21 protein-coding genes are annotated in these 24,844 nt (G+C 69.8%); 15 read left to right on the top strand and 6 right to left on the bottom strand.

The window, feature by feature from the left end:
- Positions 1 to 88 precede the first annotated feature (88 nt).
- Positions 89 to 1,261, bottom strand: a complete 1,173-nt coding sequence (locus ASF60_RS02485) for a M20 aminoacylase family protein (protein WP_056180093.1) — start codon at positions 1,259 to 1,261, stop codon at positions 89 to 91.
- A 93-nt stretch (positions 1,262 to 1,354) separates the two neighbouring features.
- Positions 1,355 to 1,837 carry a Cu(I)-responsive transcriptional regulator gene (gene cueR / locus ASF60_RS02480; protein WP_056179685.1) on the bottom strand — a complete coding sequence of 161 codons (483 nt, stop codon included), beginning with the start codon at positions 1,835 to 1,837 and terminating at the stop codon, positions 1,355 to 1,357.
- Positions 1,838 to 2,041: 204 nt separating this feature from the next.
- On the opposite strand from cueR, the gene ASF60_RS02475 reads away from it, so the two are divergent.
- From ASF60_RS02475 to ASF60_RS02460, 4 genes are all read left to right on the top strand, one after another.
- Positions 2,042 to 2,320, top strand: a complete 279-nt coding sequence (locus ASF60_RS02475; protein WP_056179682.1) for a hypothetical protein — start codon at positions 2,042 to 2,044, stop codon at positions 2,318 to 2,320.
- A gap of 87 nt (positions 2,321 to 2,407) precedes the next feature.
- On the top strand, positions 2,408 to 3,223 hold the full coding sequence (locus ASF60_RS02470) for a transglutaminase-like domain-containing protein (RefSeq protein ID WP_056179679.1): 816 nt from the start codon (positions 2,408 to 2,410) through the stop codon (positions 3,221 to 3,223).
- Positions 3,224 to 3,296: 73 nt separating this feature from the next.
- On the top strand, positions 3,297 to 3,647 hold the full coding sequence (locus tag ASF60_RS02465; RefSeq protein WP_056179676.1) for a hypothetical protein: 351 nt from the start codon (positions 3,297 to 3,299) through the stop codon (positions 3,645 to 3,647).
- Positions 3,648 to 4,200: 553 nt separating this feature from the next.
- A complete protein-coding gene (locus tag ASF60_RS02460) occupies positions 4,201 to 5,220 on the top strand; it encodes a helix-turn-helix domain-containing protein (protein WP_056179673.1) in 1,020 nt (339 codons plus the stop codon).
- Positions 5,221 to 5,444: 224 nt separating this feature from the next.
- Here ASF60_RS02460 and ASF60_RS02455 read toward each other — a convergent pair whose 3' ends face one another.
- From ASF60_RS02455 to ASF60_RS02445, 3 genes are all read right to left on the bottom strand, one after another.
- The gene (locus ASF60_RS02455; protein WP_156633779.1) at positions 5,445 to 6,917 is read right to left on the bottom strand and encodes a serine hydrolase; all 1,473 of its coding nucleotides are present in this window, start codon (positions 6,915 to 6,917) and stop codon (positions 5,445 to 5,447) included.
- A gap of 266 nt (positions 6,918 to 7,183) precedes the next feature.
- Positions 7,184 to 9,691, bottom strand: a complete 2,508-nt coding sequence (locus ASF60_RS02450) for a PBP1A family penicillin-binding protein (protein ID WP_056179670.1) — start codon at positions 9,689 to 9,691, stop codon at positions 7,184 to 7,186.
- Positions 9,692 to 9,789: 98 nt separating this feature from the next.
- Positions 9,790 to 10,425: an HdeD family acid-resistance protein gene (locus tag ASF60_RS02445; RefSeq protein WP_056179667.1), complete on the bottom strand. Its 636-nt coding sequence runs from the start codon at positions 10,423 to 10,425 to the stop codon at positions 9,790 to 9,792.
- 215 nt (positions 10,426 to 10,640) lie between these two features.
- Here ASF60_RS02445 and ASF60_RS02440 point away from each other — a divergent pair, with 215 nt between their 5' ends.
- A complete protein-coding gene (locus ASF60_RS02440) occupies positions 10,641 to 11,843 on the top strand; it encodes an HlyD family secretion protein (protein ID WP_082507709.1) in 1,203 nt (400 codons plus the stop codon).
- The gene (locus tag ASF60_RS02435; RefSeq protein WP_056179664.1) at positions 11,840 to 13,438 is read left to right on the top strand and encodes a DHA2 family efflux MFS transporter permease subunit; all 1,599 of its coding nucleotides are present in this window, start codon (positions 11,840 to 11,842) and stop codon (positions 13,436 to 13,438) included. Before ASF60_RS02440 ends, ASF60_RS02435 begins: the two co-directional genes overlap by 4 nt.
- Positions 13,439 to 13,799: 361 nt before the next feature.
- Here the strand turns inward: ASF60_RS02435 and ASF60_RS02430 are convergent, their stop codons facing one another.
- Entirely contained in the window at positions 13,800 to 15,023 is a 1,224-nt protein-coding gene (locus ASF60_RS02430) for a transglycosylase SLT domain-containing protein (protein WP_056179661.1), read from the bottom strand.
- Positions 15,024 to 15,337: 314 nt separating this feature from the next.
- Between ASF60_RS02430 and ASF60_RS02425 the strand changes: the two genes are divergently transcribed.
- Genes ASF60_RS02425 through ASF60_RS02385 form a run of 9 tightly spaced genes read left to right on the top strand, consistent with a single transcriptional unit; the run spans position 15,338 to position 24,805 of the window.
- Positions 15,338 to 16,528 (top strand): inositol-3-phosphate synthase, encoded by a 1,191-nt coding sequence (locus tag ASF60_RS02425; RefSeq protein ID WP_056179656.1) that lies wholly within the window; start codon positions 15,338 to 15,340, stop codon positions 16,526 to 16,528.
- Positions 16,528 to 17,451, top strand: a complete 924-nt coding sequence (locus tag ASF60_RS02420; RefSeq protein WP_056179653.1) for a hypothetical protein — start codon at positions 16,528 to 16,530, stop codon at positions 17,449 to 17,451. The genes ASF60_RS02425 and ASF60_RS02420 overlap by 1 nt, the downstream gene beginning before the upstream one ends.
- A gap of 31 nt (positions 17,452 to 17,482) precedes the next feature.
- Positions 17,483 to 18,667, top strand: coding sequence for a class I SAM-dependent methyltransferase (locus ASF60_RS02415; protein WP_056179650.1), 1,185 nt, complete (start codon positions 17,483 to 17,485; stop codon positions 18,665 to 18,667).
- On the top strand, positions 18,667 to 19,668 hold the full coding sequence (locus tag ASF60_RS02410; RefSeq protein ID WP_056179648.1) for a Gfo/Idh/MocA family protein: 1,002 nt from the start codon (positions 18,667 to 18,669) through the stop codon (positions 19,666 to 19,668). Before ASF60_RS02415 ends, ASF60_RS02410 begins: the two co-directional genes overlap by 1 nt.
- Positions 19,669 to 19,687: 19 nt before the next feature.
- Positions 19,688 to 21,277, top strand: coding sequence for a YcaO-like family protein (locus tag ASF60_RS02405; protein ID WP_056179645.1), 1,590 nt, complete (start codon positions 19,688 to 19,690; stop codon positions 21,275 to 21,277).
- Positions 21,274 to 22,119, top strand: coding sequence for a sugar phosphate isomerase/epimerase family protein (locus ASF60_RS02400; protein WP_056179642.1), 846 nt, complete (start codon positions 21,274 to 21,276; stop codon positions 22,117 to 22,119). The genes ASF60_RS02405 and ASF60_RS02400 overlap by 4 nt, the downstream gene beginning before the upstream one ends.
- Positions 22,116 to 23,339 (top strand): glycosyltransferase family 4 protein, encoded by a 1,224-nt coding sequence (locus ASF60_RS02395; protein WP_056179638.1) that lies wholly within the window; start codon positions 22,116 to 22,118, stop codon positions 23,337 to 23,339. Before ASF60_RS02400 ends, ASF60_RS02395 begins: the two co-directional genes overlap by 4 nt.
- Before the next feature lie 4 nt (positions 23,340 to 23,343).
- A complete protein-coding gene (locus ASF60_RS02390) occupies positions 23,344 to 24,108 on the top strand; it encodes a PIG-L deacetylase family protein (RefSeq protein ID WP_056179635.1) in 765 nt (254 codons plus the stop codon).
- Complete coding sequence (locus ASF60_RS02385; RefSeq protein WP_082507690.1) at positions 24,098 to 24,805, top strand: uracil-DNA glycosylase; 708 nt, start codon at positions 24,098 to 24,100, stop codon at positions 24,803 to 24,805. The genes ASF60_RS02390 and ASF60_RS02385 overlap by 11 nt, the downstream gene beginning before the upstream one ends.
- The last annotated feature ends 39 nt before the right edge of the window (positions 24,806 to 24,844 follow it).

The following is a 24,844-nucleotide window of genomic DNA, read 5'->3' as shown; positions in this document are numbered from 1 at the left end:
GACCGCCCTCCCCTGCGGAAGTCTGCGCCCGCGATACGTCCGGCTGGCGCCAGGATCTGTAAGGACTTTGCCCGGCTGGCGCCCGAGGCTAGTCCCGGATCGGCAGCCCGCTCTCGATCACCCGCGCCCACAACGAGGCGCCATAGGGCGCGGCGGCGTCGTTGAAGTCGTAATCCGGGTGGTGCAGGCCGGCGCTGTCGCCGTTGCCGAGGAAGATGTAGGCGCCGGGGCGGTGGGCGAGCATGTAGGAGAAATCCTCCGCCGCCATCAGGGGCGCCACCGCCCGGTCGATCCCGGCCTCGCCGACCAGTCCGGCCGCCACGTCGGCGATGAAATCGGTCTCGGCCGGATGGTTCTCGGTGACGGGATAGCCGCTGTTGAAGTCGATCGTCCCTCGCGCCCCGAAGGCGGCCGGGACATGGGCGACGATCGCGCCGATGCGGTCCTGCATCAGCGCGCGGACCGGCTTCGACAGCGCCCGCATGGTGCCCCGCAGTGTCACGTCCTGCGGTAGGACGTTGAAAGCCTCCCCCGCCTCCAGGGCGCAGACCGAGACGACGGCGCTCTCCAGGGGATCGACGCTGCGCGACACCACCGATTGCAGGGCGGTGATGACGTGGCTCGCCACCAGCACGCTGTCGATCGCGTTGTGGGGCTGGGCCGCGTGGCCGCCCCGCCCCGTGATGGTGATGGTGAAGCGGTCGGTGGAAGCCATGATCGGCCCCGGCCGGATGGCGAAGGTGCCGAGAGCGAGGCCGGGGATGTTGTGCATGCCGTAGACGCTCTCGACGCCGAACCGCTCCATCAGCCCGTCGCGGACCATGGCCTCGCCGCCGCCGCCGCCCTCCTCCGCCGGCTGGAAGATCAGCACCGCGGTGCCGTCGAAGTCGCGGGTCTCGGCGAGGTATCGGGCGGCCCCGAGCAGCATCGCCGTGTGCCCGTCGTGACCGCAGGCATGCATCTTTCCCGGGACCGTCGAGCGGTAGGGCAGATCGCGCGCCTCGTGGATCGGCAGGGCGTCCATGTCGGCGCGCAGGCCGATGGCGCGGTTCGATCCGTGCGCCCGCCCCCGGATGAGGCCGACGACGCCCGTGCGGCCGATGCCGGTGACGACCGCGTCGCAGCCGAAGGCCCGCAACTTGTCGGCCACGACGCCCGCCGTGCGGTGGACGTCGTATTGCAGCTCCGGGTGGGCGTGGAGATCGTGGCGCCAGGCGGCGATCTCATCCGCGAAGGCGGCGATCCGGTCGAGGACGGGCATGGACAGCGACTTTCGCGAGGCGACGGCTCTCAGGACGGACTGCATCCGGGACGGGACGTCATCGATCCAGCAAACAAGAGGCCAGAGACGCGGTCAACGCGTCCGGTGCCCGGATGGCGCCCCTTCGGCGCGATGATCCCCCCGCGCCAGTGTCGCGCCGGGGGAGTCGTGGGGTCCGGCCGCGAGGTCGTCGAGGATCGGGCAATCCGGCCGCGCGTCGCCGCCGCAATGGGCGGCGAGATCCTCCAGGGTGCGGGCCATGCCCGCGAGGGCGTCGATCCGGCGGCGCAGGTCGGCGACATGGGCAAGGGCGAGCTGACGCACCTGCGCGCTGGCTCGCGAGCGGTCGTGCCACAGGCCGAGCAGGGCCCGGATGTCGTCGATGGCGAAGCCGAGGTCGCGGGCCCGGCGCACGAAGCGCAGGGCATGCAGATCGGCCGGCGCGTAGAGCCGGTAGCCGCTGGCCGTGCGCTCGGTCGGCGCCAAAAGCCCGATCTCCTCGTAATAGCGGATCATCTTGGCGGAGACGCCGGTGGCGCGGGCCGCCTCGCCGATGGTGATCGCCTCCGCGCTCATTCCCAAAACTCCAGTGGGGGGACGGAACGCCCGCCTGCGCTCTCATCGGCAAGAGGCGTCGAAAGAGGGTCAAGCCCCGCGATGCGAACGCGCGAGGTTTTCCGCCCGTTTCCCGATGCGCTCTGCTAGAGTAGCGTATTCGGCTCATGAGAGGGGGACCCGTACGGGACCCTCCGGTGAACTCGCCCTTCGAGAGGAACACCCATGACCCGCGACAAGCCCACGGTCGACGCGCCCGCGCTGGAATACTCGCACCTGACCGGGCGCGCGACCCAGGCGGGCATCACCGTGACGGTGAACGTCTATCGCTCCGCTCACAGCGAGGATCCCTGGACCCTGGAGGTCATCGATCCGGCCGGCTGGTCGACGGTCTGGAGCGAACCCTTCGCCTCCGACGAAGACGCCCTCGACGCCTTCATGGAGGCCGTCGAGGATGCGGGCGGCATGTGCGATTTCCTGGAGCCGCCGCCCACCCTGCACTGACGCCCCCGCGCCGACGCGCCTGTGCGCGTCGCGCCGGCCGCGCGGCAGGACGGCAACACGGCACGCCCCCATTTCAGGAGAGACCCGATGCGCATCCTCGTCGGCTGCGAGATGACCTACCTGTTTCCCCAGCCCACCCCGGTCATCGCCACGCTCAACGTCCACGCGTCGCGGGTCTCCGACCTCGAGCGGCCGGACCATCTCGTCACCAGCCCGTCGGTGCCCCTGGAGGGATACCGCGACAGCTTCGGCAACTGGTGCCAGCGCATGACCGCTCCGGCGGGCACGTTCACGCTGAAGACCGAGACCGTCGTGCGCGACGGCGGCAAGGGCGACACGCTCAAGCCGGACGCCAAGGAGACGCCGATCGGACAGCTGCCCACGGACAGCCTCCTGTTCCTCCTCGGCAGCCGCTACTGCGAGACCGACCGCCTGTCGCAGATCGCCTGGGACCTGTTCGGCCACCTGCCGCCCGGCTGGAGCCGCGTGCAGGCCATCTGCGACTACGTGCATGACCGGATCACCTTCGGCTACGAGCACGCCCGCGCGACGCGGACCGCCTTCGAGGTGTTCGAGGAGCAGCGCGGCGTCTGCCGCGACTACGCCCACCTCGCCATCGCGTTCTGCCGCTGCCTCAACATCCCGACCCGCTACTGCAACGGCTATGTCAGCGACATCGGCCTGCCGCTGCCGCACGCGCCGGGCGACTTCGCGGCCTGGATGGAAGTGTTCCTCGACGGGGGCTGGCACACCTTCGACCCGCGTAACAACGCCTCGCGGATCGGACGCATCCTCATCGCCTATGGCCGGGATGCCGCCGACGTGCCGCTGACCCTGACCTTCGGCGCCAACACCCTGACGAAGTTCGTGGTCACGACCGAAGAGGCTCCGGCCGCGGCCTGACATCCACCGCGCGCCGCCCTTCATCCGGCGGGCGCCTCACCCTCCCTGTCCGACAGCAGAAAGACTTTTCGACGTGGCTAAACCCGACCTTCTCGCCGAGAACTTCTCCATCCCCGACCTGAAGGGCCGCCGGCCGGACCGCGTCGAGTATCTCCGCGGCATCTACCTCAACATGGTCCCCGACCAGGCCAAGAACCCGACCCTGCGGGTGCGCCTGAGCCGGCTCGGACCGGACGCCCAGCCGGCCTACCGCATCGAATGCGACGACGCCGACGGCAACACAGTGGTGCTGGGCTGGTACCAGGGCGACAAGCACAAGCCGCTGACGAAGAAGCTTCAGGAGAGCGAGGAATCGACCTGGAGCCGGGCCACCACGAGCTACATCGAGCTGCGCACCCTCCATAACCGCGAGATCGGCGTCTGAGACCCGCTCGCGGGAGCAGAGCGTTCCGATAGCCGAGCGCCCGCGCGGCGCTTTTGAATCCGCCATCCCGCAAGGGGGCGGCGGATCGGGCCCGAGCCCTGTACCTGCTCTTGGGTCCGACATGAGAGCGACCGGCGGGCAGGTTCGCGTGGCGAATGCGAGTCGCCTCACGGCCTCAGGACACGACCCATCGTCCTGCCCAGGCACCACATCGGTCGCGCCATTGTTGCCCACGCCGTTGCCGCCCACACCGGTGCGTTCGTTCCGGACGGCGCTGACGACGCGGTCCGCCCGTCATCGAACCGGGCGGACCTCTTCGCCGGGAGGTCCAAACGGAAACGGGCAGCCTGGACTCTACCCCAAGCTGTCCTGCCGCTGGCGACCCGGTGTCGCCACGGATGCCGGCTTGCGATGTCGCGCAACGCAGCCCCTCGACTTGCGTGCGACGGCTTCGCGGTCATCGGATCGGACACAAGTATTTGTCTTGCCCGACCAAACGACGTCATGCTCCCGTGCTTCGCCAAACGGGTCGGATAGCGAAGGATTTGGCTCGTTGGGTGCAGACGACACCACGGCCGAGGCTGGCCTGCCGCACTTCTTCCTGACGACGTCCGGCTTGCCGCCCGGAGAGGCCTTCGAGCGATGGCGCACGCTCCTGGCGCCGATGTACGCGGTCAGCCCGACCACGCCATCCGCCCCACTGCCGTTCGGCAGCAACATCGCGTACCCGATCGACGACCTCGTCGCGCATCGCACGCTGCTCTCGACCCAGCGGCTCCAGCGTGATCGCCGACGTGTCGAGGCCGGTCCCGACCACTACATCGTCCAACTCTACCGATCCGGACGCTTCCAGGGCACGGTCGCCGGCAAACCGATCTCGGCCTCGCGTGGCACCGTCACCCTCATCGGCCGCCGTCACCTGCTCGACGGCCTGCTCGACCGGGCCGATGCGATCGGCATTGCCGTTCCCTGCACCCGCCTTCACGGGCTGCCGCTCGAAAAGCACGACCTGCTGTTCGATCCGGTCCGCAATCGGCTGCTGGCGGCGCGCATTCTCGACATCTATCGCCGATTGCCGACCACACGCGCCGCCGAAGCCCCGGCTCTGGCCGATGAGTTCGTGACCTTCCTGCACCGCCTCCTCGATCGCTCGCATGCCACGGACGTGCTGGACGGCCGCGAACTCGATGGCGGCCTGATGGCGCTGGCCAGGATGATCGTACAAGCGAACCTGTCGCGCCCCGATCTGTCGCCTGAATTCATCGCGGGGCAGATGCTGGTCTCGCGGTCCACGCTCTACCGGCTGTTCGAGCCGGAGGGAGGCGTGATGCAGTTCGTAAGAGGCGAGCGCCTGCGGGCGGTGCGCGACGCACTCGCCGATCCCATGGAACGGCGCACCATCGGCCGATTGGCGGAGGTCTACGCCTTCAGCAGCGTATCGCTGCTCAGTCGCAGCTTCCGCAACCGGTACGGCGCCCCGCCCCAGGCTTGGCGTGGCGAGCGTCAGGCCGTCCGGCGGATCAGCGGTCAGGGAACGGTGCAACACGTGTGGAAGTGGCTACGCGAAACCTGATGCCGTCATCCGAGGGTGTGCCGCACGTTCGGTGCGTTGCGACGGCGTGCGTATCCCGCACGCTGTGAGTGGCGTCCGCGGGAAAGCACCGGCAGCGCGGGATGACGTCGACGAAAAGCGTTTATCGCCCGGAAGTCGACTGTCGGACATTCGCCCGAAACAGCCATTCATCGAAGAAAGCCAGGCATCAAAAAACCCAAGACGAACCAAGCGCCCAGCGATCCCTAATCCGGTACGCGCGCGAGGGTGCCGAGGCCGTTGCTGTCGAGGGCGTCCACCGTCACCGCGTCGGCCTGGCCGCCGCGTCCGATCGCGAAGCGGATCGCCGAGGGGCGGTCGGGCATCTCCGCGTCGGGGAAACTGGCGAAGCGGTCGCGGTCGACGTGGCGGAGCGGATAGGTCCGTCCGGGCTGAGGCCCGAGCGTCAGGGTCAGGGCGCCGTCCACGGCAGCCACGACGGCCTCGCCGGCATAGGCGTTGGCGTAGCGGCCCATATAGGCGGCGAGCGGGAGAGACCCGGTGGCATCCGCCGGCGCGGCGTTGGCGGCTTTGGCGGCGGCGAGGCTCGGCGCGAACAGGCCGCCGTAGGCGGCGCCCCATTCCTGCAGCCAGGACCGGGAGACCTGCCCGTCGAAGACGAGATCGGCGAAGCTGTCGGCGAGGCCTTCGGGCACGCCGGACGGAAACCCGTTGGTCAGCACCACGAGGCCGAGTTTCGCGCCCGGATGGATCGCCACCAGCGTCTGGGCGCCGACGCTGAACGCGCCGGCATGACCCCAGACGGTGCCGTGACGGCCATACTCGACATTCCAGCCGAGCCCGTAAAACGAGGCGCCGCCGGTGACGGGATTCGGGCCGCGCGCCATCAAGGGCTTGTGCATCTCGGCCAGGGCAGCGGACGGGATGCGCTGGCGCCCCTCGAACTGTCCCGCATTGACGACGAGGCGCAGCCATCGCGCCAGGTCACGGGCGCTCGAACTGACACCGCCGGCGGGTGCCTGCGCATCCGGATCGCGGGTGAGGCGGGCCACCCAGGCGTCGGCGACCCGGACGTGCAGGGCCGCCCGGTCGGGGCGCGCCAGGAAGTCCCGGTGCACCATGCTGGTCGCATTCATGCCCAGCGGATCGAAGAGGTGTTCGCGGGCCACGATTTCCCAGGGCTTGCCGGTCGGGCGCGCGGCCGCGATGGCGCCCTCGGTGAAACCGAAATTGCTGTAGGCGTAGCCCGCGCGAAAGCTCGACGACGGCCGGACCAGCCGCAGCTGGGGCAGGATCGCATCGCGGTTGAAGCCGAGATCCTCGAGATCGTCGCCCGCGCTGCCCGGCAGGCCGCTGCGGTGATTCAGGAAATCCCGCACCGTGACGGCGGCGGTCGGGTAGGGCTCGGAGAGCCGGAACGCGGGATCGAGATCGGCCACGCGCGCATCCCAATCGACGAGCCCGGCCCCCACCAGGGCGGCCACCACCGTCGCGGTCACCGCCTTCGACAGGGAGGCGACCTGAAAGACCGTGTCGGGACCGACCGGCTCGGGCCGGCCCGTTTGCCTGAGCCCGAAGCCCTCGACAAATAGCGTCTCGTCGCCGAGCACGACCGCGATCGCCACGCCCGGCACCTCGCCCGCCGCGACGGCCCGCTGCGCCAGCGCGGCGAGGGCGGGCAGCTTCGCCACGACCTGCTCGCGGGTCGGCGCCCGCATCCCCGGGAGAGCCTGCGCCAGAGCGCCACCGGGCGCCGTCAGGATCGCGGCGAGCACGAGACCGGTGGGCAAGAGGCGGGCAGGCAAGAGGCGGGCAAACAGGAGGCGGGCAGCGACGTGGAGCCGGGTGAGGCACACCATGGACAGACCAGTTCGATTCCGGTGAAGTCCGGCGCCGAGACTGGATACCAGGTGTCTCGATAAGTCTATCGGCGAATCGAACGGTCTATCGGTCTTCCGCGCCATCTACTGATAGACGAAGCGCGCTATCGGCGACTCCACAGGCCGGCCCGCTCGGAGCGGGCCTGCTCCTCGGCCGCCAGGAGGTCGGCGGGGGCGTCCTCGGTGGCGCGGGCGCCGCCGGCCGTGAGGATCAGGGAGGCGAGGTCGTCGCCGTCGATCTGGCAGCGGAGCTGTTCGCCGGGGCCCTCGGTGGCGGGCATGCAGGTGACCTCGCGGCGGCGCAGATAGCGGGCGAGCTGCCGCGCCAGGGCGCCGCCCTCCCCCTCGACGCCGGCGAGCCGGACGGTGCGGCCCCGGAACGCCAGGGTTCCGGTGTCGATCACCTCGGGCACGCCGCGCACGGTCGCGGCGGTCCCCGAGGAGGCGTTGGGCTGGGACGAGACTTCGCGGGCGGGCGGCGGCTCGGCGCGGGCCGCTTCCCCCCGGGCGGTGGAGGGACGCTTGCGACCCTTGGCCAGTTGCGCGGTCGCCCGCTGCACGAAATCACGGAAGAGGCTGGCGGGCAGGTCGCCGCCGCCGACCCGGTTCATCGAACTGTTGTCGTCGTTGCCGACCCAGATGCCCACGATGAGGTCCGGCGTCATGCCGATGAACCAGGCATCGCGGTAATCCTGCGTCGTGCCGGTCTTGCCTCCGACCGGCAGGCCGGAGACCCGCGCCGCCTTGCCGGTGCCGCCATCGACCACGGCCTGGAGCGAATCGAGCATCATCGCCCGGCTCTCGGTGGGGATCGCGGTGCCGCCCTTGGTCTCGGCCCGCAGGTATAGCGGCTGCGGCTGGGCGCCCCGGATGGCATGGACGCCGTGCGCGTCCACCGGCACGGTGCCGGCCAGCACGCCCGCATAGGCACGGGTCATCTCCAGCAGCGTCACCTCGGCCGAGCCGAGAGCCAGGCTCGGCACGTTGGGCAATTCGGAGGTCACGCCCATCCGGTGCGCGGTGGCGATGACGGCCGGAATGCCGACCTCGTCGGCGAGCTGCGCCGCCACGGTGTTGATCGATTGCGCGAAGGCGCTGCGCAGGGGCATCGCCCCCTTGAACCGGCCGGTGGCATTCTGCGGCTCCCAATCGCCGATCTGGATCGGCCGGTCGACCAGCACCGTGTCGGGATTGAAACCGGTCTCGTAGGCGGTGAGGTAGACGAACAGCTTGAACAGGGAGCCGGCCTGGCGCTTGGCCTGGGTGGCGCGATTGAACTGGCTGTCCTCGTAATCGCGACCGCCCACCATGGCGAGGATCGCGCCCTCCTTGTTGAGGACCACCATGGCGGCCTGGCTCGCCTTCTTCTTGGCGCCCTCGGCATCGAGGCGGCGGGCGACGACGCCCTCGGCCAGGCTTTGCAGATCAAGATTGAGGGTGGTGCGGACCGTGACGTCGCCCGGCGCGTCGGCGAGCTTCTTGGCTTCGGCCGAGACCATGTCGAGGAAGTAGTTGGTGCCGGGCGGCGTCTCGGGGGGCGTGCGCAGGGTGATGGTCTGGGCGCGCGCCTTGTCGGCCTCGGCGGCCGTGATGGCCCCGGTCTCGACCATGGTCTGCAGAACCACGTCGGCGCGCTCCTTGGCGCCCCCGAAGTTCCGCGTCGGCGCCAGTTGCGAGGGCGCGCGCACGAGGCCGGCCAGCATCGCGGCCTCGGGCAGCGTCAGGGCCTTGGCGCCCTTGCCGAAATAGCGCCGGGCGGCGGCGTCGACCCCATAGGCGCCGGCTCCGAAATAGGCCGTGTTGAGGTAGCCGAGGAGGATCTCGTCCTTCGACATCGTGGCTTCGAGCCGCAGGGCGAGGAACGCCTCCTGGATCTTGCGGCGCAGGCTCTTCTCCTGATTGAGAGAGGTGAGCCGGGCATATTGCTGGGTGATGGTGGAGCCGCCCTCGCGCACGCCGCCGCCGATGGCGTTGCGGTAGAGGGCGCGCAGGAAGCCGCGCGGATCGATGCCCCAGTGCGAGCGGAAGCGCCGGTCCTCGATGGCGATGATCGCCTGCCCGAGATGGGCCGGCATCTCGGCGGCGGTGAGCTTCTGGCCCTGGAACACCCCGCGCGTGGCGAAGACCCGTCCGTCATCGGCCTCGACGGTGATCGCCCGCTGCCCGGTCTCCGGCACGACGCCGCCGAGCGGCGGCAGGGTGGCGAAGCTGTAGAGGACGAGCCCGGCCAGGAACACCAGCGGCAGCAGCACGACGGCGAGCGCGGCCGCGACCCAGGGCCGGCGCCGCAGGCGACCGGCCAGGGAGGCGGCCGTGCCGGTCGCGACGGGGGCAGGAGCCGGATCGGTCGACGGCATCGCGGCGGGCGGGCGCGCGCGGATGCGGTGGGCGAACCCTTTCCAGGCGGGGCCGGCGGCCTGTGCCGCGCCGGCCGCACGGCGACCGGCGCCCCGCGCGGCACCCAGGGCCAGCACGCCGAGTTGTCGACCGAGAACCTTGGCCGCGGCCGCGGCCTCGCGGGCGGCCGCCCGGGTATCCTCGGGGGGCGCCGGCGTCGTCCGGGGCGGGTCCGCCCTCTCGTGGCTCGGGCGTTCCGGGTCGAGAGAGGTCATCGGGGGCCATGATCACGGACAAACGACGCGCGACGGCTCGGCGCCGCACGGTCTTGGCCCCGGTTCTAGACCATGTCCCGCGGCCAAGGCTACGCCGTTCAGGACCGCCCGAGGGGCGCCGGACGACCGGCTTCGGCGTGGCGCCCGCGCAGGCGCAGACCGAGGATGACCAGCAACACGCCGAAAGCGACCGTGTAGGAGCCGATCCACCAGGCCAGCACCAGCGCGGACATGCCGGGATTGATCAGCAGCGCGATCCCGAACAGGATCGACACCACCCCGCCGAGCACCAGGAACCAGCGCCCGTAATGGGCATGCAGGCGGAACCCGGCCGCGGCCATCAGGCCGCCGGTGACGAGAGCCCAGAACGCCACGAGGTAGACGAAGGCCCAGACGGCGGCGGCCGGCACCATCACGGCGGCGATGCCGACGACGATGTCGAGGAGCCCTTCCACCAGCAGGAAGCCCCAGCGCTCGTGCCGCTGCGCCGCCCGCACCGAGGCGACGATGCCCACGATGCCGTCGACCAGCATGTAGGCGGCGAAGAACAGCACCAGCGACAGCACGAACGCGCCCGGCGCCACGAAGGCGACGAGGCCGAACAGGATGGCGACGACCCCGCGCAGGGCGACCAGCCACCAGTTGCGGGCGAGCACCGTGCTCATCGCGTCGAGCCTCGGGGTGCCCCCCGGGCTGGCTCTGCCGGGAGAAGACAGGGGAGAACCGGTCGCCATACGAACCTCCTACAGGTTGCAGGCGGAGCGTCCGCCTCGCCCGTGAACGCATCCGGAAATCGGGACGTTCCGTGCGGATCAAGACCAAAACGTCGAATGTCCGGAGGCGCCCGGGAACAATCCGGAGCGCTACTTCTTGTTGTCGCCGAGGTGGGAGTTACGGGCTGCGCGGTCGGGAACCGGGCGGCCCATGGATGCGTGCGGACGGTCAGCCGATGCTTCAGGACCAGCAGACCGGGCGGCGCCAGCCGGCACGGGACAGCGCGACGCAGCCTTCGGATCCTGAAGGCAAGGCGCCCGGAGATTCCGGGGCGGACGAGGCGGAATCGTCGCCCGATGGTGCGAGCGCCGAAGACGAGGCCGCCCACGGCAGGAACTCCGAGACGAAGCCGAACATCCTGCGCCGGCATCCATTCTGGGCGCTCGGAATCGCGGTGGCTTTCGTGGCCCTCGCGGTCGGAGTCTATCTGTACTGGCTGACCGCCCTGCACCCTTACGAATCCACCGACGACGCCTTCGTGGATGCGCGGCAATTCTCGATCGCGCCGAAGGTCGCCGGCTACATCGTCGACGTGCCGGTCACCGACAACCAGCACGTCGAGGCCGGCGCCGTGCTGTTCCAGATCGACAAGCGCGACTACGACGTGGCTCTGGCGCAGGCGCGAGCCCAGGTCGCCTCGGCCGAGGCCTCGATCCGCAACTTCGAGGCGCAGATCGAAGGCCAGAAGGCTCAGGTCGACGCGGCGCAGGCGGAGGTGACCCAGGCGGAGGCGTCCCTGAAATTCGCCCGCGAGGACGCGGCCCGGTATCGCGACCTCGCCGAGAAGGGCGCCGGGACGATCCAGCGCTCGCAATCCTCGTCCTCCACCTTGGAGCAGCAGCAGGCCGCCGACGATCGCGCCAAAGCGGCCCTGACGGCGGCGCGCACGCAGGTGGGCGCCCTCTCCGCCCAGAAGGCGGGCGCCGAAGCCAGTCTGGCCACCAGCAAGGCCCAACTGGCCCAGGCCGAGCTCAATCTCGGCTACACCACTGTCACGGCCGCGCAGGCGGGCCGGGTGGTCCAGCTTTCCGGCGCCAAGGGTCAGTTCGCCCAGGCCGGACAGACGCTCTCGACCTTCGTGCCCGACGACATCTGGGTGATCGCGAACTACAAGGAGACGCAGATCACCGACATGCGGCCGGGTCAGCACGCCGACATCGAAATCGACGCCTATCCCGATCGCAAGATCACCGGCCACGTCGATTCGGTGCAGCCTGGCTCCGGCACCGCCTTCAGCCTGCTTCCCGCCCAGAACGCCACCGGCAACTACGTCAAGGTGGTCCAACGCATCCCGGTGAAGATCGTCGTGGACCAGTGGCCGACCGACGTCTCGATCGGGCCGGGCATGTCGATCGTGCCGCGCGTGCATGTGAGATGAGCGCCGCGGACAGCGGCGCGTCGGCGAAGGCCCCGGGTGGCCACAATCCCTGGGCGATCGCCCTCGTGGTCTCGCTGGCGACCTTCATGGAGGTGCTCGACACCACCATCGCCAACGTCGCCCTGCGCTACATTTCCGGCGGCCTCGCGGTGGGACCGGACGAGGCGGCGTGGGTGGTGACGAGCTACCTCGTCGCCAACGCCATCGTGTTGACGGCTTCGAGCTTCCTGGCCAAGCGCTATGGCCGCAAGGCCTTCTTCATGTGGAGCATCGCGCTCTTCACCGTCGCCTCCGTGCTGTGCGGCTTCGCCTGGAACCTCGAATCGCTCCTGGTCTTCCGGGTGCTCCAGGGTCTCGGCGGCGGCGGCATGGCGCCGCTGGCCCAGTCGATTTTGGCCGATTCGTTCCCGCCGGCGAAGCGGGGGCAGGCCTTCGCGCTCTACGGCCTCGCCGTCGTGGTGGCGCCCGTGATCGGCCCGACGCTCGGCGGCTGGCTCTCCGACAACGTCTCCTGGCACTGGTGCTTCCTGATCAACGGCCCGATCGGCCTCATGGCGCTGGGGCTGATGCACATGCTGCTCGAGGACCCGCCGGGAGCGGTGGAGGAGCGCAAGCGCCTGCGCCGCGAGGGCGTGCGCTTCGACCTGATCGGGTTCCTCCTCGTCGCCACCTTCCTGGGCGCGCTCGAGGTCGTCCTGGACGAGGGTCAGCGCAAGGACTGGTTCGGCTCGAACTTCATCGTGGTGTTCGCGGTGATCTGCGCCGTCGCCTTCGTGGCGATGATCCCGTGGGAGCTGACCCGCAAGAACCCGGTGGTCGACCTTCGCCTCCTCGGCAGCCGCCAGTTCGGCTCGTGCTTCCTGGTGATGATGGCCACCGGCGCCATCCTGATCGCGACGACGCAGTTCGTGCCGCAGCTGGTGCAGGAATATTTCGGCTACACCGCGACGCTGGCTGGGCTCGTGCTGGCGCCGGGCGGCCTCGTCACCGTGCTGATGATGCTGGTGGTCGGCCGCATTTCCGGCAAGGTGCAGCCGAAATACCTCATCGCGATCGGCGCCGCGATCGTCTCGGCCGCGATGTACGATCTGACCCGCCTGTACGGCGATACCAGCTTCTGGTTCTTCGCCTGGTCGCGCATCTATATCGGTATCGGCCTGCCGCTGATCTTCATCTCGATCACGGCCGCATCCTACGACGGCATCGCCAAGTCGCAGACCGATCAGGCCTCGGCCCTGATCAACGTCGCCCGCAACGTCGGCGGCTCGATGGGCGTGAGCCTGGCCCAGAACGTGCTCGCCTACCGGCAGCAATTCCACCAGAGCCGTCTCGGCGAGAGCATCTCCAGCGCCAACCCCAACTACCAGGAGGCCCTGCGCACCGCGACGCAGTACTTCCAGACCCACGGGGCCAGCGGCGTCGAGGCGCAGAACCAGGCCATGGCCTGGATCGGCCAGCAATTGCAGACCCAGGTCGCCTATTGGGGCTACATCGACGTGTTCTGGTCGCTCTGCCTCGTCTCCGGGGCGGCGGTGCCGCTTGCGATGATCCTGCGCAACGTCAAGCTCGGCGGCGAGACGCCGGCCGGGCATTGAGCGCGGACATGCCCGGCGATTGACGACGACGAATGCGCATCAGGGCGCCCTCTCCCGCACAGCAGGGAGATCGCAGATGGCACCACACCGTCATTCCGGGGCGCCGCAGGCGAGCCCGGCCCCGAAGGGGCGCGCCAGCGGCGTGCAATCCGGATCCGCCGTTGGCGCAAGGTCTTGCGCCACCCTGTGTATCTGGATCGCTGGCTCCGCTGCGCGGCCCCGGGATGACGGCGTGCCGCAAGGGGGTTTCCGACAAGCGAAACGGCCTCTGCAAATACCCTGCTTCGACGGGAGGGAGACCCGCGATTGATCCTGCCGGACCGGTGCTCAGTTAGGCGGACACGCACCGGGTGAACACGCCTCACTCGGCGGGCGCCACTGCCTCGGTGACGTGGACGCGCTTGCCGGCCTCCGCCGGCGCCGGGTCGGTGTCGATCTCGGTCAGTGTCACTTCGGCCTTCGCCTCCGGGGCCGCGAGGGCGCCGACGCCTTCGTAGCGGTCGAGGCGGCGATCGATCATGCCGCCGATTTTTTCCCGGACCTCCGCGACGGTGAGGCTGCGGCGACCCTTGCCGGCCTTCTCGGTGAACAGGCTGCGGTTCGCCTTGGCGGCCGCCTTGAACACCTGCTTGGCGACCTGGTCGGGCTTCTCGGCGGTGAGCGCGAGGAAGCGGCCGGCGCTGGCCGTCCCGAGAAAATGCGCGAAGTACAGTTCCGCCGTCGACAGGTCGCGGCCGATGCGCTGCTCGATCCGGCCCTTGTCGCGGTTGATCAGTTCGCCCGCCATGAGGGCCGCGATGTAGGGGTCCTGGCGCAGGCGCAGCACGCGGGTGCGGGTGGCCTCGTCGGGAATCGTGATCGCGCTGCCGCGCCCCTTCACGGCCGCCGCCTCGTCGGCGAGCCCGTGCCGGGCGCCATAGGTGCGGATGAGTTCGAGCCAGGTGCCCGACAGGAACTGGAACAGGCCTTCGGCGGAGGAGGTCGACGCCTTGACCGTGGTGGAGAAGCTCGACTCCTTGTCGGCGAGCGCCATCATGTAGGCCGGATCGACGCCGGTCTCGGTCGCGGCACGCAGAATCGTGTCGACGATCTCGCGCCGCACAGCCATGTCGCCGAAGCGCAGGTGCTCCGCCCCACTGGCATCCCGGCTCGGAGCCAGGGCGGCCAGATCGCTCTCGATCAGCGTCAGAGTGGCAGGCTCCTGCTCGATGACGGGAACCCCCGCCCAATCGGATGCGTTGGAGGTGTCGCGCGCAAGATCCGAAACAAGATCCAGGTCCGGTGTGGTCGGGATCGGCGCAGCGCTTTCACGGGCCAGGGCCTGCGCCGTCAGGGCGCGCTCGTCGATCCGGTCGTGGGCAGCGGCTGCCGGTGCCAGGGCATTCTGCGGAAGGGCTGCGCCCAGAATGGCGCCCGCCAGGAGCGTGGCGAGGGTTCGGCGGCCGAGAGCGGCGAAGTTCCGGCGCGCACGGCGCTCGGTCCGGGGCAGCCACGCCACGGTATCGTCTGCATTGAAGGTCTCGTTGGGCACGAGACGGCTCACGTCGTCGGCGCAGAGCGCCGGCTCCGGGAAAACCCCCATCATTGGTCCTTGTTCGTACCGCTGCCTTCGTGGGCGCGGCTTCGTTGTCATTCAGCGAGAGGACGTCTCGCCGGTCGCTGTGACCAGAATGGGACAGCTCCGTGATTCAACGATGGCAGCCTTAACGTTGAGTTAAGCCATTGTATTTACGGATTTTTAACGGTTCGTTCGGCCGTCGTTCAGTCGTACCGCGTCAAAAAGGCGTCCTGGCCAGGGTTGGAACGCAACCCCGGAAGCCCAGTTAGTGAGGGCTGAGCGGAATGGCCCCCGGGTTGGGAATGGCTCCCGTTCGACCTGAAGAAGGAAGCCGTTTTCCAATGAGCATGCAGACCGGTCGCCGTGTCGGCGTTGCGTTCGTTGGCATGGGTGGCGCTGTCGCCACCACCGCCATCGCAGGCATCGAGATGATCAAATCCGGATCGAACCGCCTCGACGGCCTGCCCCTGGCGGGCGTCTCCGTCGCTGGAATGGCCGATTACAAGGATCTCGTGTTCGGCGGGTGGGACCTGAACGACGACGACCTCGGCTCCGCGGCCACCGGCCACGGCGTCCTCTCCGCCCAGGACATCGAGAACGGTGCCCAGGTCCTGAAGGGCATCAAGCCTTGGCCGGCCGTCGGTAGCGCCAAGTTCTGCAAGAACATCGAGGGTGCCAACCGCATCGTCGCCAAGGACCACCGTGAGGCGGTCTCGGTGATCGCCAACGATCTTCGCCGCTTCAAGGCCGAGAGCAACCTCGACGAGGTCGTGGTCATCAACCTCGCCTCCACCGAGCGTTGGCCCGACCTGTCCGATCCGACCCTGAACTCCACCGCCGCCTTCGAGAAGGGCCTCGACAGCAGCGACGAGTCGATCAGCCCGGCGATGCTCTACGCCTATGCGGCGATCAAGAGCGGCGTGCCCTACGCCAACTTCACCCCGAGCGTGGCGGCGGATGTGCCGGCCCTGCTCGAACTCGCCAAGGACCTCAACGTCCCCGTGGCGGGCAAGGACGGCAAGACCGGCCAGACCATGATGAAGACGGTGCTGGCCCCGGCCCTGAAGGCCCGCGCCCTGCACGTCGATGGCTGGTTCTCGACCAACATCCTCGGCAATCGCGACGGTCTCGCGCTGAACGACAAGGACTCGCTCCAGTCGAAGCTGAACACCAAGGGCACGGTGCTCGACTCGATCCTCGGCTACCCGGTCGAGGACCATCTGGTCCACATCCACTATTACCGCCCGCGCGGTGACGACAAGGAAGCCTGGGACAACATCGACGTCACCGGCTTCCTGGGTCAGCGGATGCAGATCAAGGTCAACTTCCTCTGCAAGGACTCGATCCTGGCGGCCCCCCTCGTCATCGAGATCGCCCGCGTTCTCGATCTCGCCAAAAAGCGCGGCGACGGTGGCCCGCAGGAGCAGCTTTCGAGCTTCTTCAAGGCGCCCATGGTGAAGAACGGGCACGGCCCCGAGCATGATTTCGGCAAGCAGCAGACCATGCTGCTCGATTGGCTCGGCGCTCACTGATGACCGCTCAGACGGAGGGCGCCGGTCCTGCGGCCCCGCTGGCGTTGCGCGCCCTCCTCGTCGAGGTCAACGACCTCAAGCGCGTGCATTCGGCCGGGCGCACCGGCTCGATCGCCGAGCGCCTGTTCGCCCAGGGCTGGGGCGCCCTCACGGGGGGCGCCCCGCCCGAGGCGGTCGCCCTCGACATCACCGCCAAGGCGCTTGCGGCCGCCCGCCTCTGCGATCTCGACGCGGCCTTCCTGGCCTCGGCCGGTCTCGATGAGGCGGCGGTGGCGGAGGTGCTGGTCTCCGGCCTTGATGCGGTCGCCGGCAGCGTCGATCCGGCCCTGCGGGACCGCCTCCGGGCGGCCCTGCGCCAGCCGGCCACGTCCGTACAGGGTCCCCTGCCCGGCTTCGTCGCCGCCCTGGCCCATCAGCCCCGGGCCGGCGTGACCTGCCCGGGCAAGCCGCGCATCCTGCTCGAGCCACCGGAGAACCACGCCGAGCATTGCTTGATGGTCGCGGTCTACGGCGTCGTCCTCAGCCCGTTCTACCGGGCCGACCCGACGCAGGTGTTCCTCGCCGCCATGGCGCATCATTTCCACAACGCCGCGATGCCGGATGCCGGTTTCACCGGCGAGATGCTGCTCGGCGACCACCTGCTGCCGATCATGGCCCGGACCACGCAATGGGCGCTGGACGAACTCGACCCCGCCCTGCGGGAGACGATGGAGCGGGCGCGGGCCATCCTGCCGGACGATGCCACCGCCGAGGGCCGCGCCTTCCACGCTGCCGACTGCATCGACCGCGTGCTGCAGATCGCCCAGCATCTGCAGGCCGCGAGCCTGACCATGGGCACCGTCCTGGACGATATGGAACTCGTCCATGCGGGGCCGGTGAAAAGCTTCCACGATCGGGTCCTCGCGGACATGCGGATCCCGTGATCAGACCTCGCGACCGTACGGGCGCTTCAGCATGATCCCGTTCGACCTCCGCTCGCCGGACAGCGGCGAGCCCCTCAAGGCCGACACGCCGCATTCGCTGCGCGAGGCCCAGAGCGGCGCGCGCTGGCCGGTGATCGACGGGATTCCCTATCTCAGGACCAACCGCGCCGATCTCGTCGCCCAGACCTTGAAGCTGCTCGATGCCGGTGACGTGAACCTCGCCCTCGAAGGTCTGCTCGCCGACCAGGACGATTGGTGGACCGGCCCACCGGCCGATCCGCTCGATCTGCATGAGCTGATCCGCGAGCGCGACACCCGTTCGCTGCGCGATGCGGTGCGCCTGCTCGGATGGGGCCGGGTCGGCGATTACTTCTTGCATCGCTGGACCGACCCGACGTTCCTGGCCGGTCTGACGCTCCTCGAAGCGCATTGGAACGACCCCATCTGCGTGTTCGAATTCGCCTGCGGCATCGGCCACTACCTGCGCGAGTTCCAGACCCGGGGCGTCAAGGTCGCGGGCGCCGACGTCGTGTTCGCCAAGCTCTGGGTCGCCCGGCACTGGGTGGTCGGCAAGTCGGCCCAGCTCGTCTGTTTCGACGCCCATTCTCCGCACTGGCCGATCCCGGGCGCGCCGATCGACCTCGTGGTCTGCAACGACGCCTTCTACTTCCTCGACCGCAAGGCCGAGGTGCTGGAATGCCTGCGCCAGAACGCCGGCGACGACGGCTGGCTGGCGTTCAGCCACATTCACAACAGCGACCGCCCCGGCTTCTCCGCCGGCCGCGCCGTCTCGGCCGCCGAGATCGACGACCTGTTCCCCGACGGTCTCGTCTACGACGACGACGAACTGACCCGCGCCCTGGTGGAGCGGCGCGCGCCGCACCCGCGCAGCCCGCACGACCTCACCGGCTGCGAGGCCTTCTCGGTGGTGGCCGGCCCCGGCATGCGCCCGGCGCCGCGCGCGGTGATCGACGGCATCGCCATGCCGCGCCCCGGCCGGTCGCTGCACCTGAACCCGCTCTACGGTTCGGAGTCCGGGGATCGCCACGCCATCCGGTGGCCGTCCGAGCGCTACGAGGCCGAGTACGCGGCGCGCGCCACCTACCCGAAGGTCTTCGACGGACCCGAGGCCATCGACTGGCAGGGCGGATCCGAGGCGCCGGAGAGCACCGAGGTGCGCGACCGGACCTATGTCGACCTGCCGGAGCGCTGGTGATGGAGCCCGTCCGCTGGGGCATCGTCGGTTACGGCTGGGTCGCGCGCGACTACATGGCGCCCGGTATCCGGGCCGCCGGCCATCGCCTCGTCGCCGTCGCCGATCCGGGCGAGGCGTCGCGCGCGGCGGCCGAGGCCGAGGGGGCACGGGCCTATGCCGATCTCGCCGACCTGGTGAACGACCCCGAGATCGAGGCGGTCTACGTCGCGACGCCGAACCACCTCCACCGCGACGCGATCGAGGCGCTCGCCGGTTCCGGCAAGGCCATCCTGTGCGAGAAGCCGATGGCGGCCTCGCTCGGCGATGCCGAAGCCATGGTGGAGGCTCTGCGCGGCAGGGACACCTTCTACGGCACCGCCTTCGACCAGCGCCACCACCCGGCCCACCGCGCCATGCGCGAGGCCATCCGGGCGGGCCGCCTCGGCACGGTGACGGCGATCCGCATCGTCTATGCCTGCTGGCTGCCGCGCGCCTGGACCTCCTTCACGGGCCAGGACAATTGGCGCATCGACCCGGCCAAGGCCGGCGGCGGCGCCCTGATGGATCTCGCTCCGCACGGCCTCGACCTCGTGGACTTCCTCCTCGACGAGTCGATCCACGATCTCGCCGCCCTGACCCAGGCGCGGGCACAGGATTATGCCGTCGACGACGGCGCGCTGCTGATCGGGCGCACGCCCTCGGGCGTGCTGGCCAACCTCCATGTCGCCTATAACTGTCCGGACGCCCTGCCGCGCCGGCGCCTCGAAGTCACCGGCACGAACGGTCTGCTCACCGCCGTCGATACGATGGGACAGGTGGCGGGCGGGACGCTGTCGTTCACCGACGGGTCAACCGGCACATCCGACACTCTGCCCTTCGACGGGGCGGCGTCGCCCTTCCTGGAACAGGTGAAGGCCTTCGGATCGGCGCTGCGCCGGCCGCAGGAGCGCGAGGCCTACAGTGCGGCGCGCGACCTTCACACCATGCGATTGCTGGCCCGCGCCTACGCCGCGTCGGCCTGAACAACGGAAACGCACCACCGTGAACGAGCAGGACCAGGACGACCGCGCCCGCCACAGCCGGATCAAGGCGCCGCGCGCCTACACCTATGGCGGTCCCCGCCGGATCGAGGGCCTGCCGAGCGCCCTGCCCGAGCCGGTGCGGGCCTATCTCGACATCCTGCCGGAGGGCCGCATCGTCGGCTTCCCCCTGGCGCCCCTCGACCGGACCGGTATCCCGGTCTGGTTCGTGTCGCTGTTCCTCGACGACCCGTTCTTCGTCGGCGCGATGCCGAGCGGCATCGGCTACGGCGCCACCGACGACGAGGCGATCATCGGCGCGGTGGCGGAAATCGCCGAGAACCTGATGCCGTCGCTGGCCGTGATGCCACGCAAGAAGGAGCGGGCCAGCTACGACGACCTCGTGCGTGTCTACGGCGCCGGTGCGGTCGCCGATCCCCTCACCCTGTGCCTGCCCGCCGGCAGCCCGATCGGACGCGGGACCACGCTCGAATGGACGGCGAGTCTGCGCGCCCGCACCGGCGAAACGGTGCTGATGCCGCTCGATATCGCCGCCACCGATTATTTCGAGCTGTCGGAGGGCTACAAGCCCTTCACCAACCTGATCACCAACGGGCTCGGCGCCGGTCCGGACGTCGATTTCGCCCTCGGGCACGGACTGCTCGAATTGCTCCAGCGCGACGGCAACGGCCTGCTGTTCCGCGCCCTCGACCAGGGCGTGGTGCTCGACCTGTCGGACGGAATCGGCCCCGAGACGCGGGGGATGCTCGACCGGCTCGAATCGCTCGGGATCAAGGCCCTGCCGAAATTCGCCACCGACCAGTTCGGCCTGACCAACCTGTACGTCGTCGGCTACGACCGGAATCTCGCCGATACGCCGGTGCCGATCGCGCTCTCGGCCTGCGGCGAGGCCTGCGACCCGGACCGCGAGCGGGCGCTGCGCAAGGCACTTCTCGAATTCCAGGCCGCCCGCGTGCGCAAGGCCTTCGGCCACGGGCCGTTGGCCTTCGCCGAGCAGGTGACGCCGCCGGGCTACGTCAAGGCCTTCATCGACAAGGCCCTGCCGAGCCTCGACCTGGAGGAGAGCCGCGCCCTCAAGGCGATGCTCGAATGGATCGTGCAGCCGCCGGAAGGCATCGCCGCCACCTTACGCGACACCGTCTATTCCGAGCGTGCGACCAAGCGCTTTACCGATCTGCCGACCACGGAAGCGCCGGACGGGCATGCGCGTGGCCGCATCGCCCGCGAGCGCCTGGAACAGGCCGGCTTCGACGTGCTCTACGTCGATTGCTCGCCGCCGGGCGGTCGCGTCGGCGTGGTCAAGGCGATCGTGCCGGGGCTCGAGGTCGAGACCATGAGCTATCACCGCATCGGCGAGCGCAATACGCAGAAGCTCATCGAGCGCGACCATCCGCTGATCCGCTTCGGCGAAGCCACCGACACCCTCAAGCCCGTGCGCCTCACCCCGGAGGCCATCGAGCGCTTCGGCGGGCAGCCGCTGTTCGACACCGGGCTCGCCGACCGCATCGTCGGCTCGCATTACCCGCTCTACCGCGAGCCGGAATCGCACCACGCGCCCTTCCGGCTGGCCCAGCAGGGACGCGCCGCATGAGCCTGCGCTTTGCCTACAATACCAACGGCACCGCCAATCATCGCCTCGACGACGCGATCGATCTCATCGCGGAAGCCGGTTACCAGGGCGTGGCGCTGACCCTCGACATCCACCACCTCGACCCTTTCGCGGAGAACTGGGTGCAGGAGGCACAGCGGGTGTCGAGCCGGCTGCAGCGCCTCGGCCTCGGTTCGGTGATCGAGACCGGCGCCCGCTTCCTCCTCGACCCCCGCGCCAAGCACGAGCCGACCCTGGTCAGCGGCGATGCCGCGGACCGTGCCCGGCGCATCGGCTTCCTCAAGCGCGCCATCGACATCGGGGCCATCCTGCATTCCGAGGCCGTCTCGTTCTGGGCAGGCGTTCCGAAGCCCGGCATCGATCGGGCGGACGCGGAAGGCTGGCTGCGCGAGGGTCTGGCCGAGGTGGTCGCCTACGCCGCCGAGCAGAACGTGGTCGCCTGCCTGGAGCCCGAGCCCGGCATGCTGATCGAGACCCTCGATGATTACGCCGCCCTCGACGTGCCGGGCTTGAGGCTCGCCCTGGACACCGGTCACTGCCTCGTGACCGGCGAGCGCGACCCGGCCGTCGCCGTGAGCGAATTCGCCGACCGCATCGGCACCGTGGCGATCGAGGACATGGCCCGGGGCATCCACATCCACCTGCCCTTCGGCGAGGGCGACATGGATGTCCCCTCCGTGCTCGCCGCCCTCGACGCGATCCACTTCGAAAAACTCGTCTGCGTCGAGCTCTCCCGCGAGAGTCACCGGGCCGACCTGATGGTGCCGGCCTCCCTCCAGTATCTGCGCGACTGCCGCAATCCGAACCCGGGAGCCTCTGCGTGAGGATCTGCTTCGTCTCGCGCCGTTACTTCCCGGCGATCTCCGGCATGAGCGTCTACGCGCAGAATCTTTTGCGCGAGTTGGTCGAGGCCGGCCACGACGTCACGATGATCTCGCAATATCGCGGCGACGCCTTCGGTACGCGCGTGTATGGCGGCGGCCCGCCCCCCGCCGTCCCCGGCGTGACCGTGATCGGCCTGGAACAGCTCGGAGAGCAGGAGAGCGGCGATTTCGAGCGCGACATCGACACGATGGTGGCGACCATCGAGGCCGAGCACGCCAAGGCGCCGTTCGACATCCTGCACGCGCAGTACGGCTACCCGACCGGATGGGCGACGCTGCTGGCCTCGCGAAACATCGGCGTGCCCAACGTGGTCTCGATCCAGGGCGGCGACGGCCACTGGGTCGGCTCCTGCTGTGAAACCCACCGGGTCGCGATGTGCGAAGTGCTCGCCCACGCCAACGCCCTCCTGATCGGCGGCGCCTCCTTCGTCGGCGAGGTCTGCGACCGGCTGGGCTCGGACCCGGCCCGCTTCACCATCGTGCCGGGGGCCGTCGACACCGCGCGTTTCACGCCCGGACCCGGCGGGCATGACGGCCCGGTCCGGTTGTTCTACCACGGCCGGGTCGACCGCCGGAAAGGCGTCCTCGACCTCATCGACGCCCTCGCCCTGCTGCGCGACCGGGCCATTCCGTTCGAGGCCGTCATCTCGGGCATCGGGCCGGACGTCGATTCGTCGAAAGCCCGCGCCGCCGAACTGAACTTCTCGGAGACGGCCATCCGGTTCACCGGCTACGCCGATTACGACACGGTGCCGGAACTCTACCGGGCGGCGGACGTGTTCGTGTCCCCGACCTATGCGGAAGGATTCTCCAACACGATCCTGGAAGCGATGGCGGCCGGGCTCGCGGTGGTGTCGACCCACTCGGTCGGCGTCTCGGATTGCCTCCGCGACGGCGAGAACGGCCTCATGGTCCAGCCCGGTGACGTGCCGGCCCTGGCCGAAGCCCTGGGTCGGATCATCGAGGACGCCCCCCTGCGCCGGCGCCTCGCCGAAGACGGGCTCGCCGAGTGCCGCCGGGTCTATTCCTGGCGCGCGGTCGGGCGGCAGATCATGGACGCGTACGCGCGCGTGGTGAACGAGCGCCCGGCGACCGATTTCCCGACGACGCTGCCGCACGACCCGTCCTGCCGCTTCCGCGCCGAACCGCACCTGCTCTGAGCCGATGCCGACCGCGCTCGCCCTGTCGCCGCATCTCGACGACGCCGCCTTCTCCTGCGGTGGGCTGCTCCATGGCCTTGGCCAAGCGGGCTGGCGCGTGGAGACCGTGACGGTGTTCACCGCCTCGGTGGGGAACCCGACCGGCTTCGCCCTCGCCTGCCAGACGGACAAGGGTCTCGGACCCGAGATCGACTACATGGACCTGCGCCGGGCCGAAGATGCGGCGGCCATCGCCGCCCTTTCGCTGGCTCCCCCGCGCCATTGGCCCTTCCGGGAGGCCCCGCATCGCGGCTACGACTCGGCGCCCGAGCTGTTTCGCGACGTGCGGGGCGATGACGGGATCGTGCCCGACCTGACCCGAGCCATTCGCACCTTGATCGCCGAGACGGCGCCGGATCTCATCCTGGCGCCCCAGGCGATCGGTGGCCATGTCGATCACGTCCAGGTGGTTCGCGCCCTCGACGCGGCCGAGCCGGTCGCACCGATCCTGTGGTGGCGCGATTTCCCCTATACGATCCGTGACCAGACCCCGAAGGAACCCCTGCGGGCGCGCTTTGCCGGCCTGCCGGAAGTGGAAGCTCGGTCCGGCCCCGAGGGCCGCGCGGCCAAGGGCGCGGCCTGCGCCGCCTACGCGACGCAGCTCGGCTTCCAGTTCGGCGGCCCGGAAGGCCTGGCCCGGCGCCTGGAGCAGGAAGGCGGCCTGGAACGCTTTCGCCTGGAGGGCGATCTGCCGGCAACGCTCGGGCGCCTCGTCGCCGATGTCGTCTGAGGCACCGGACCATCCGAAGTCCCTGCGGGACCCGGCCGTTCTCGCGGCTCGAAAAACGCTTCTTGCACGTCCGCATATCGCCCCGATCCGGGCTCTGGCCGGGCGGATCGCACGGGAGCGGAGCGCGGAGGTTCCGGACCCGGACCCCCTCGACGGCGGCGTCGAGGCCCGGTTGCTGCTCCTGCTGGAGACGCCGGGGCCGGCGATCCGCGGCACGGGCATGGTTTCGCGCGACAATCCCACCGGCACCGCCGCCAACCTGTTCCGCTTCCTCGCCGAGGCCGGTCTGCCCCGGCGCGACACCCTGATCTGGAACACGATTCCGTGGGTGATCCACGCACCCGGAGCGCTGAACCGGTCCCCGCGCCGCTCGGAGATCCGTCAGGCGGCGCCGTATTTAGCGCCCCTGGTGGACTGCCTTCCGCGCCTGCGCGTCGTCGTGCTCTCCGGGCGGGTCGCGGGCCTCATGCATGGGGACCTCGCCGCCCTCCGGGCCGACCTGACGGTGGTGGCGATTCCCCATCCGAGCCCGACCTATGTCTGCACCGCGCCGAGCGTCGCCGCGCGCATCCGGGCCGGACTGGCCGAGGCACGGGCCTGCATCGCCGGTGGGCATTGCGCCTCTCTCGCTGGCAATTGCCCGCCGATGCCCCTAAATGCGGGCAACGGGCCGTGGTCCGGCACAAGCTCGGGATGACCCATGCCGCCGACGAGGCCGAGCGAGGGAAGCCCAGCG

It is taken from the genome of Methylobacterium sp. Leaf113 (genome assembly GCF_001423325.1).
GTDB lineage: Bacteria > Pseudomonadota > Alphaproteobacteria > Rhizobiales > Beijerinckiaceae > Methylobacterium.
Note: the sequence above shows the minus strand (reverse complement) of the source record. Positions and strands in the feature narration are given on the sequence as shown.

Bases quoted from the DNA above. Each gene is read 5' to 3' on its own strand.
- ASF60_RS02485 (WP_056180093.1), bottom strand. From the start codon at position 1,261: ATGCCCGTCCTCGACCGGATCGCCGCCTTCGCGGATGAGATCGCCGCC.
- cueR (WP_056179685.1), bottom strand. From the start codon at position 1,837: ATGAGCGCGGAGGCGATCACCATCGGCGAGGCGGCCCGCGCCACCGGC.
- ASF60_RS02475 (WP_056179682.1), top strand. From the start codon at position 2,042: ATGACCCGCGACAAGCCCACGGTCGACGCGCCCGCGCTGGAATACTCG.
- ASF60_RS02470 (WP_056179679.1), top strand. From the start codon at position 2,408: ATGCGCATCCTCGTCGGCTGCGAGATGACCTACCTGTTTCCCCAGCCC.
- ASF60_RS02455 (WP_156633779.1), bottom strand. From the start codon at position 6,917: ATGCGGGCGCCGACCCGCGAGCAGGTCGTGGCGAAGCTGCCCGCCCTC.
- ASF60_RS02450 (WP_056179670.1), bottom strand. From the start codon at position 9,691: ATGACCTCTCTCGACCCGGAACGCCCGAGCCACGAGAGGGCGGACCCG.
- ASF60_RS02445 (WP_056179667.1), bottom strand. From the start codon at position 10,425: ATGGCGACCGGTTCTCCCCTGTCTTCTCCCGGCAGAGCCAGCCCGGGG.
- ASF60_RS02440 (WP_082507709.1), top strand. From the start codon at position 10,641: ATGCTTCAGGACCAGCAGACCGGGCGGCGCCAGCCGGCACGGGACAGC.
- ASF60_RS02435 (WP_056179664.1), top strand. From the start codon at position 11,840: ATGAGCGCCGCGGACAGCGGCGCGTCGGCGAAGGCCCCGGGTGGCCAC.
- ASF60_RS02430 (WP_056179661.1), bottom strand. From the start codon at position 15,023: ATGATGGGGGTTTTCCCGGAGCCGGCGCTCTGCGCCGACGACGTGAGC.
- ASF60_RS02425 (WP_056179656.1), top strand. From the start codon at position 15,338: ATGAGCATGCAGACCGGTCGCCGTGTCGGCGTTGCGTTCGTTGGCATG.
- ASF60_RS02420 (WP_056179653.1), top strand. From the start codon at position 16,528: ATGACCGCTCAGACGGAGGGCGCCGGTCCTGCGGCCCCGCTGGCGTTG.
- ASF60_RS02415 (WP_056179650.1), top strand. From the start codon at position 17,483: ATGATCCCGTTCGACCTCCGCTCGCCGGACAGCGGCGAGCCCCTCAAG.
- ASF60_RS02410 (WP_056179648.1), top strand. From the start codon at position 18,667: ATGGAGCCCGTCCGCTGGGGCATCGTCGGTTACGGCTGGGTCGCGCGC.
- ASF60_RS02400 (WP_056179642.1), top strand. From the start codon at position 21,274: ATGAGCCTGCGCTTTGCCTACAATACCAACGGCACCGCCAATCATCGC.
- ASF60_RS02390 (WP_056179635.1), top strand. From the start codon at position 23,344: ATGCCGACCGCGCTCGCCCTGTCGCCGCATCTCGACGACGCCGCCTTC.
- ASF60_RS02385 (WP_082507690.1), top strand. From the start codon at position 24,098: ATGTCGTCTGAGGCACCGGACCATCCGAAGTCCCTGCGGGACCCGGCC.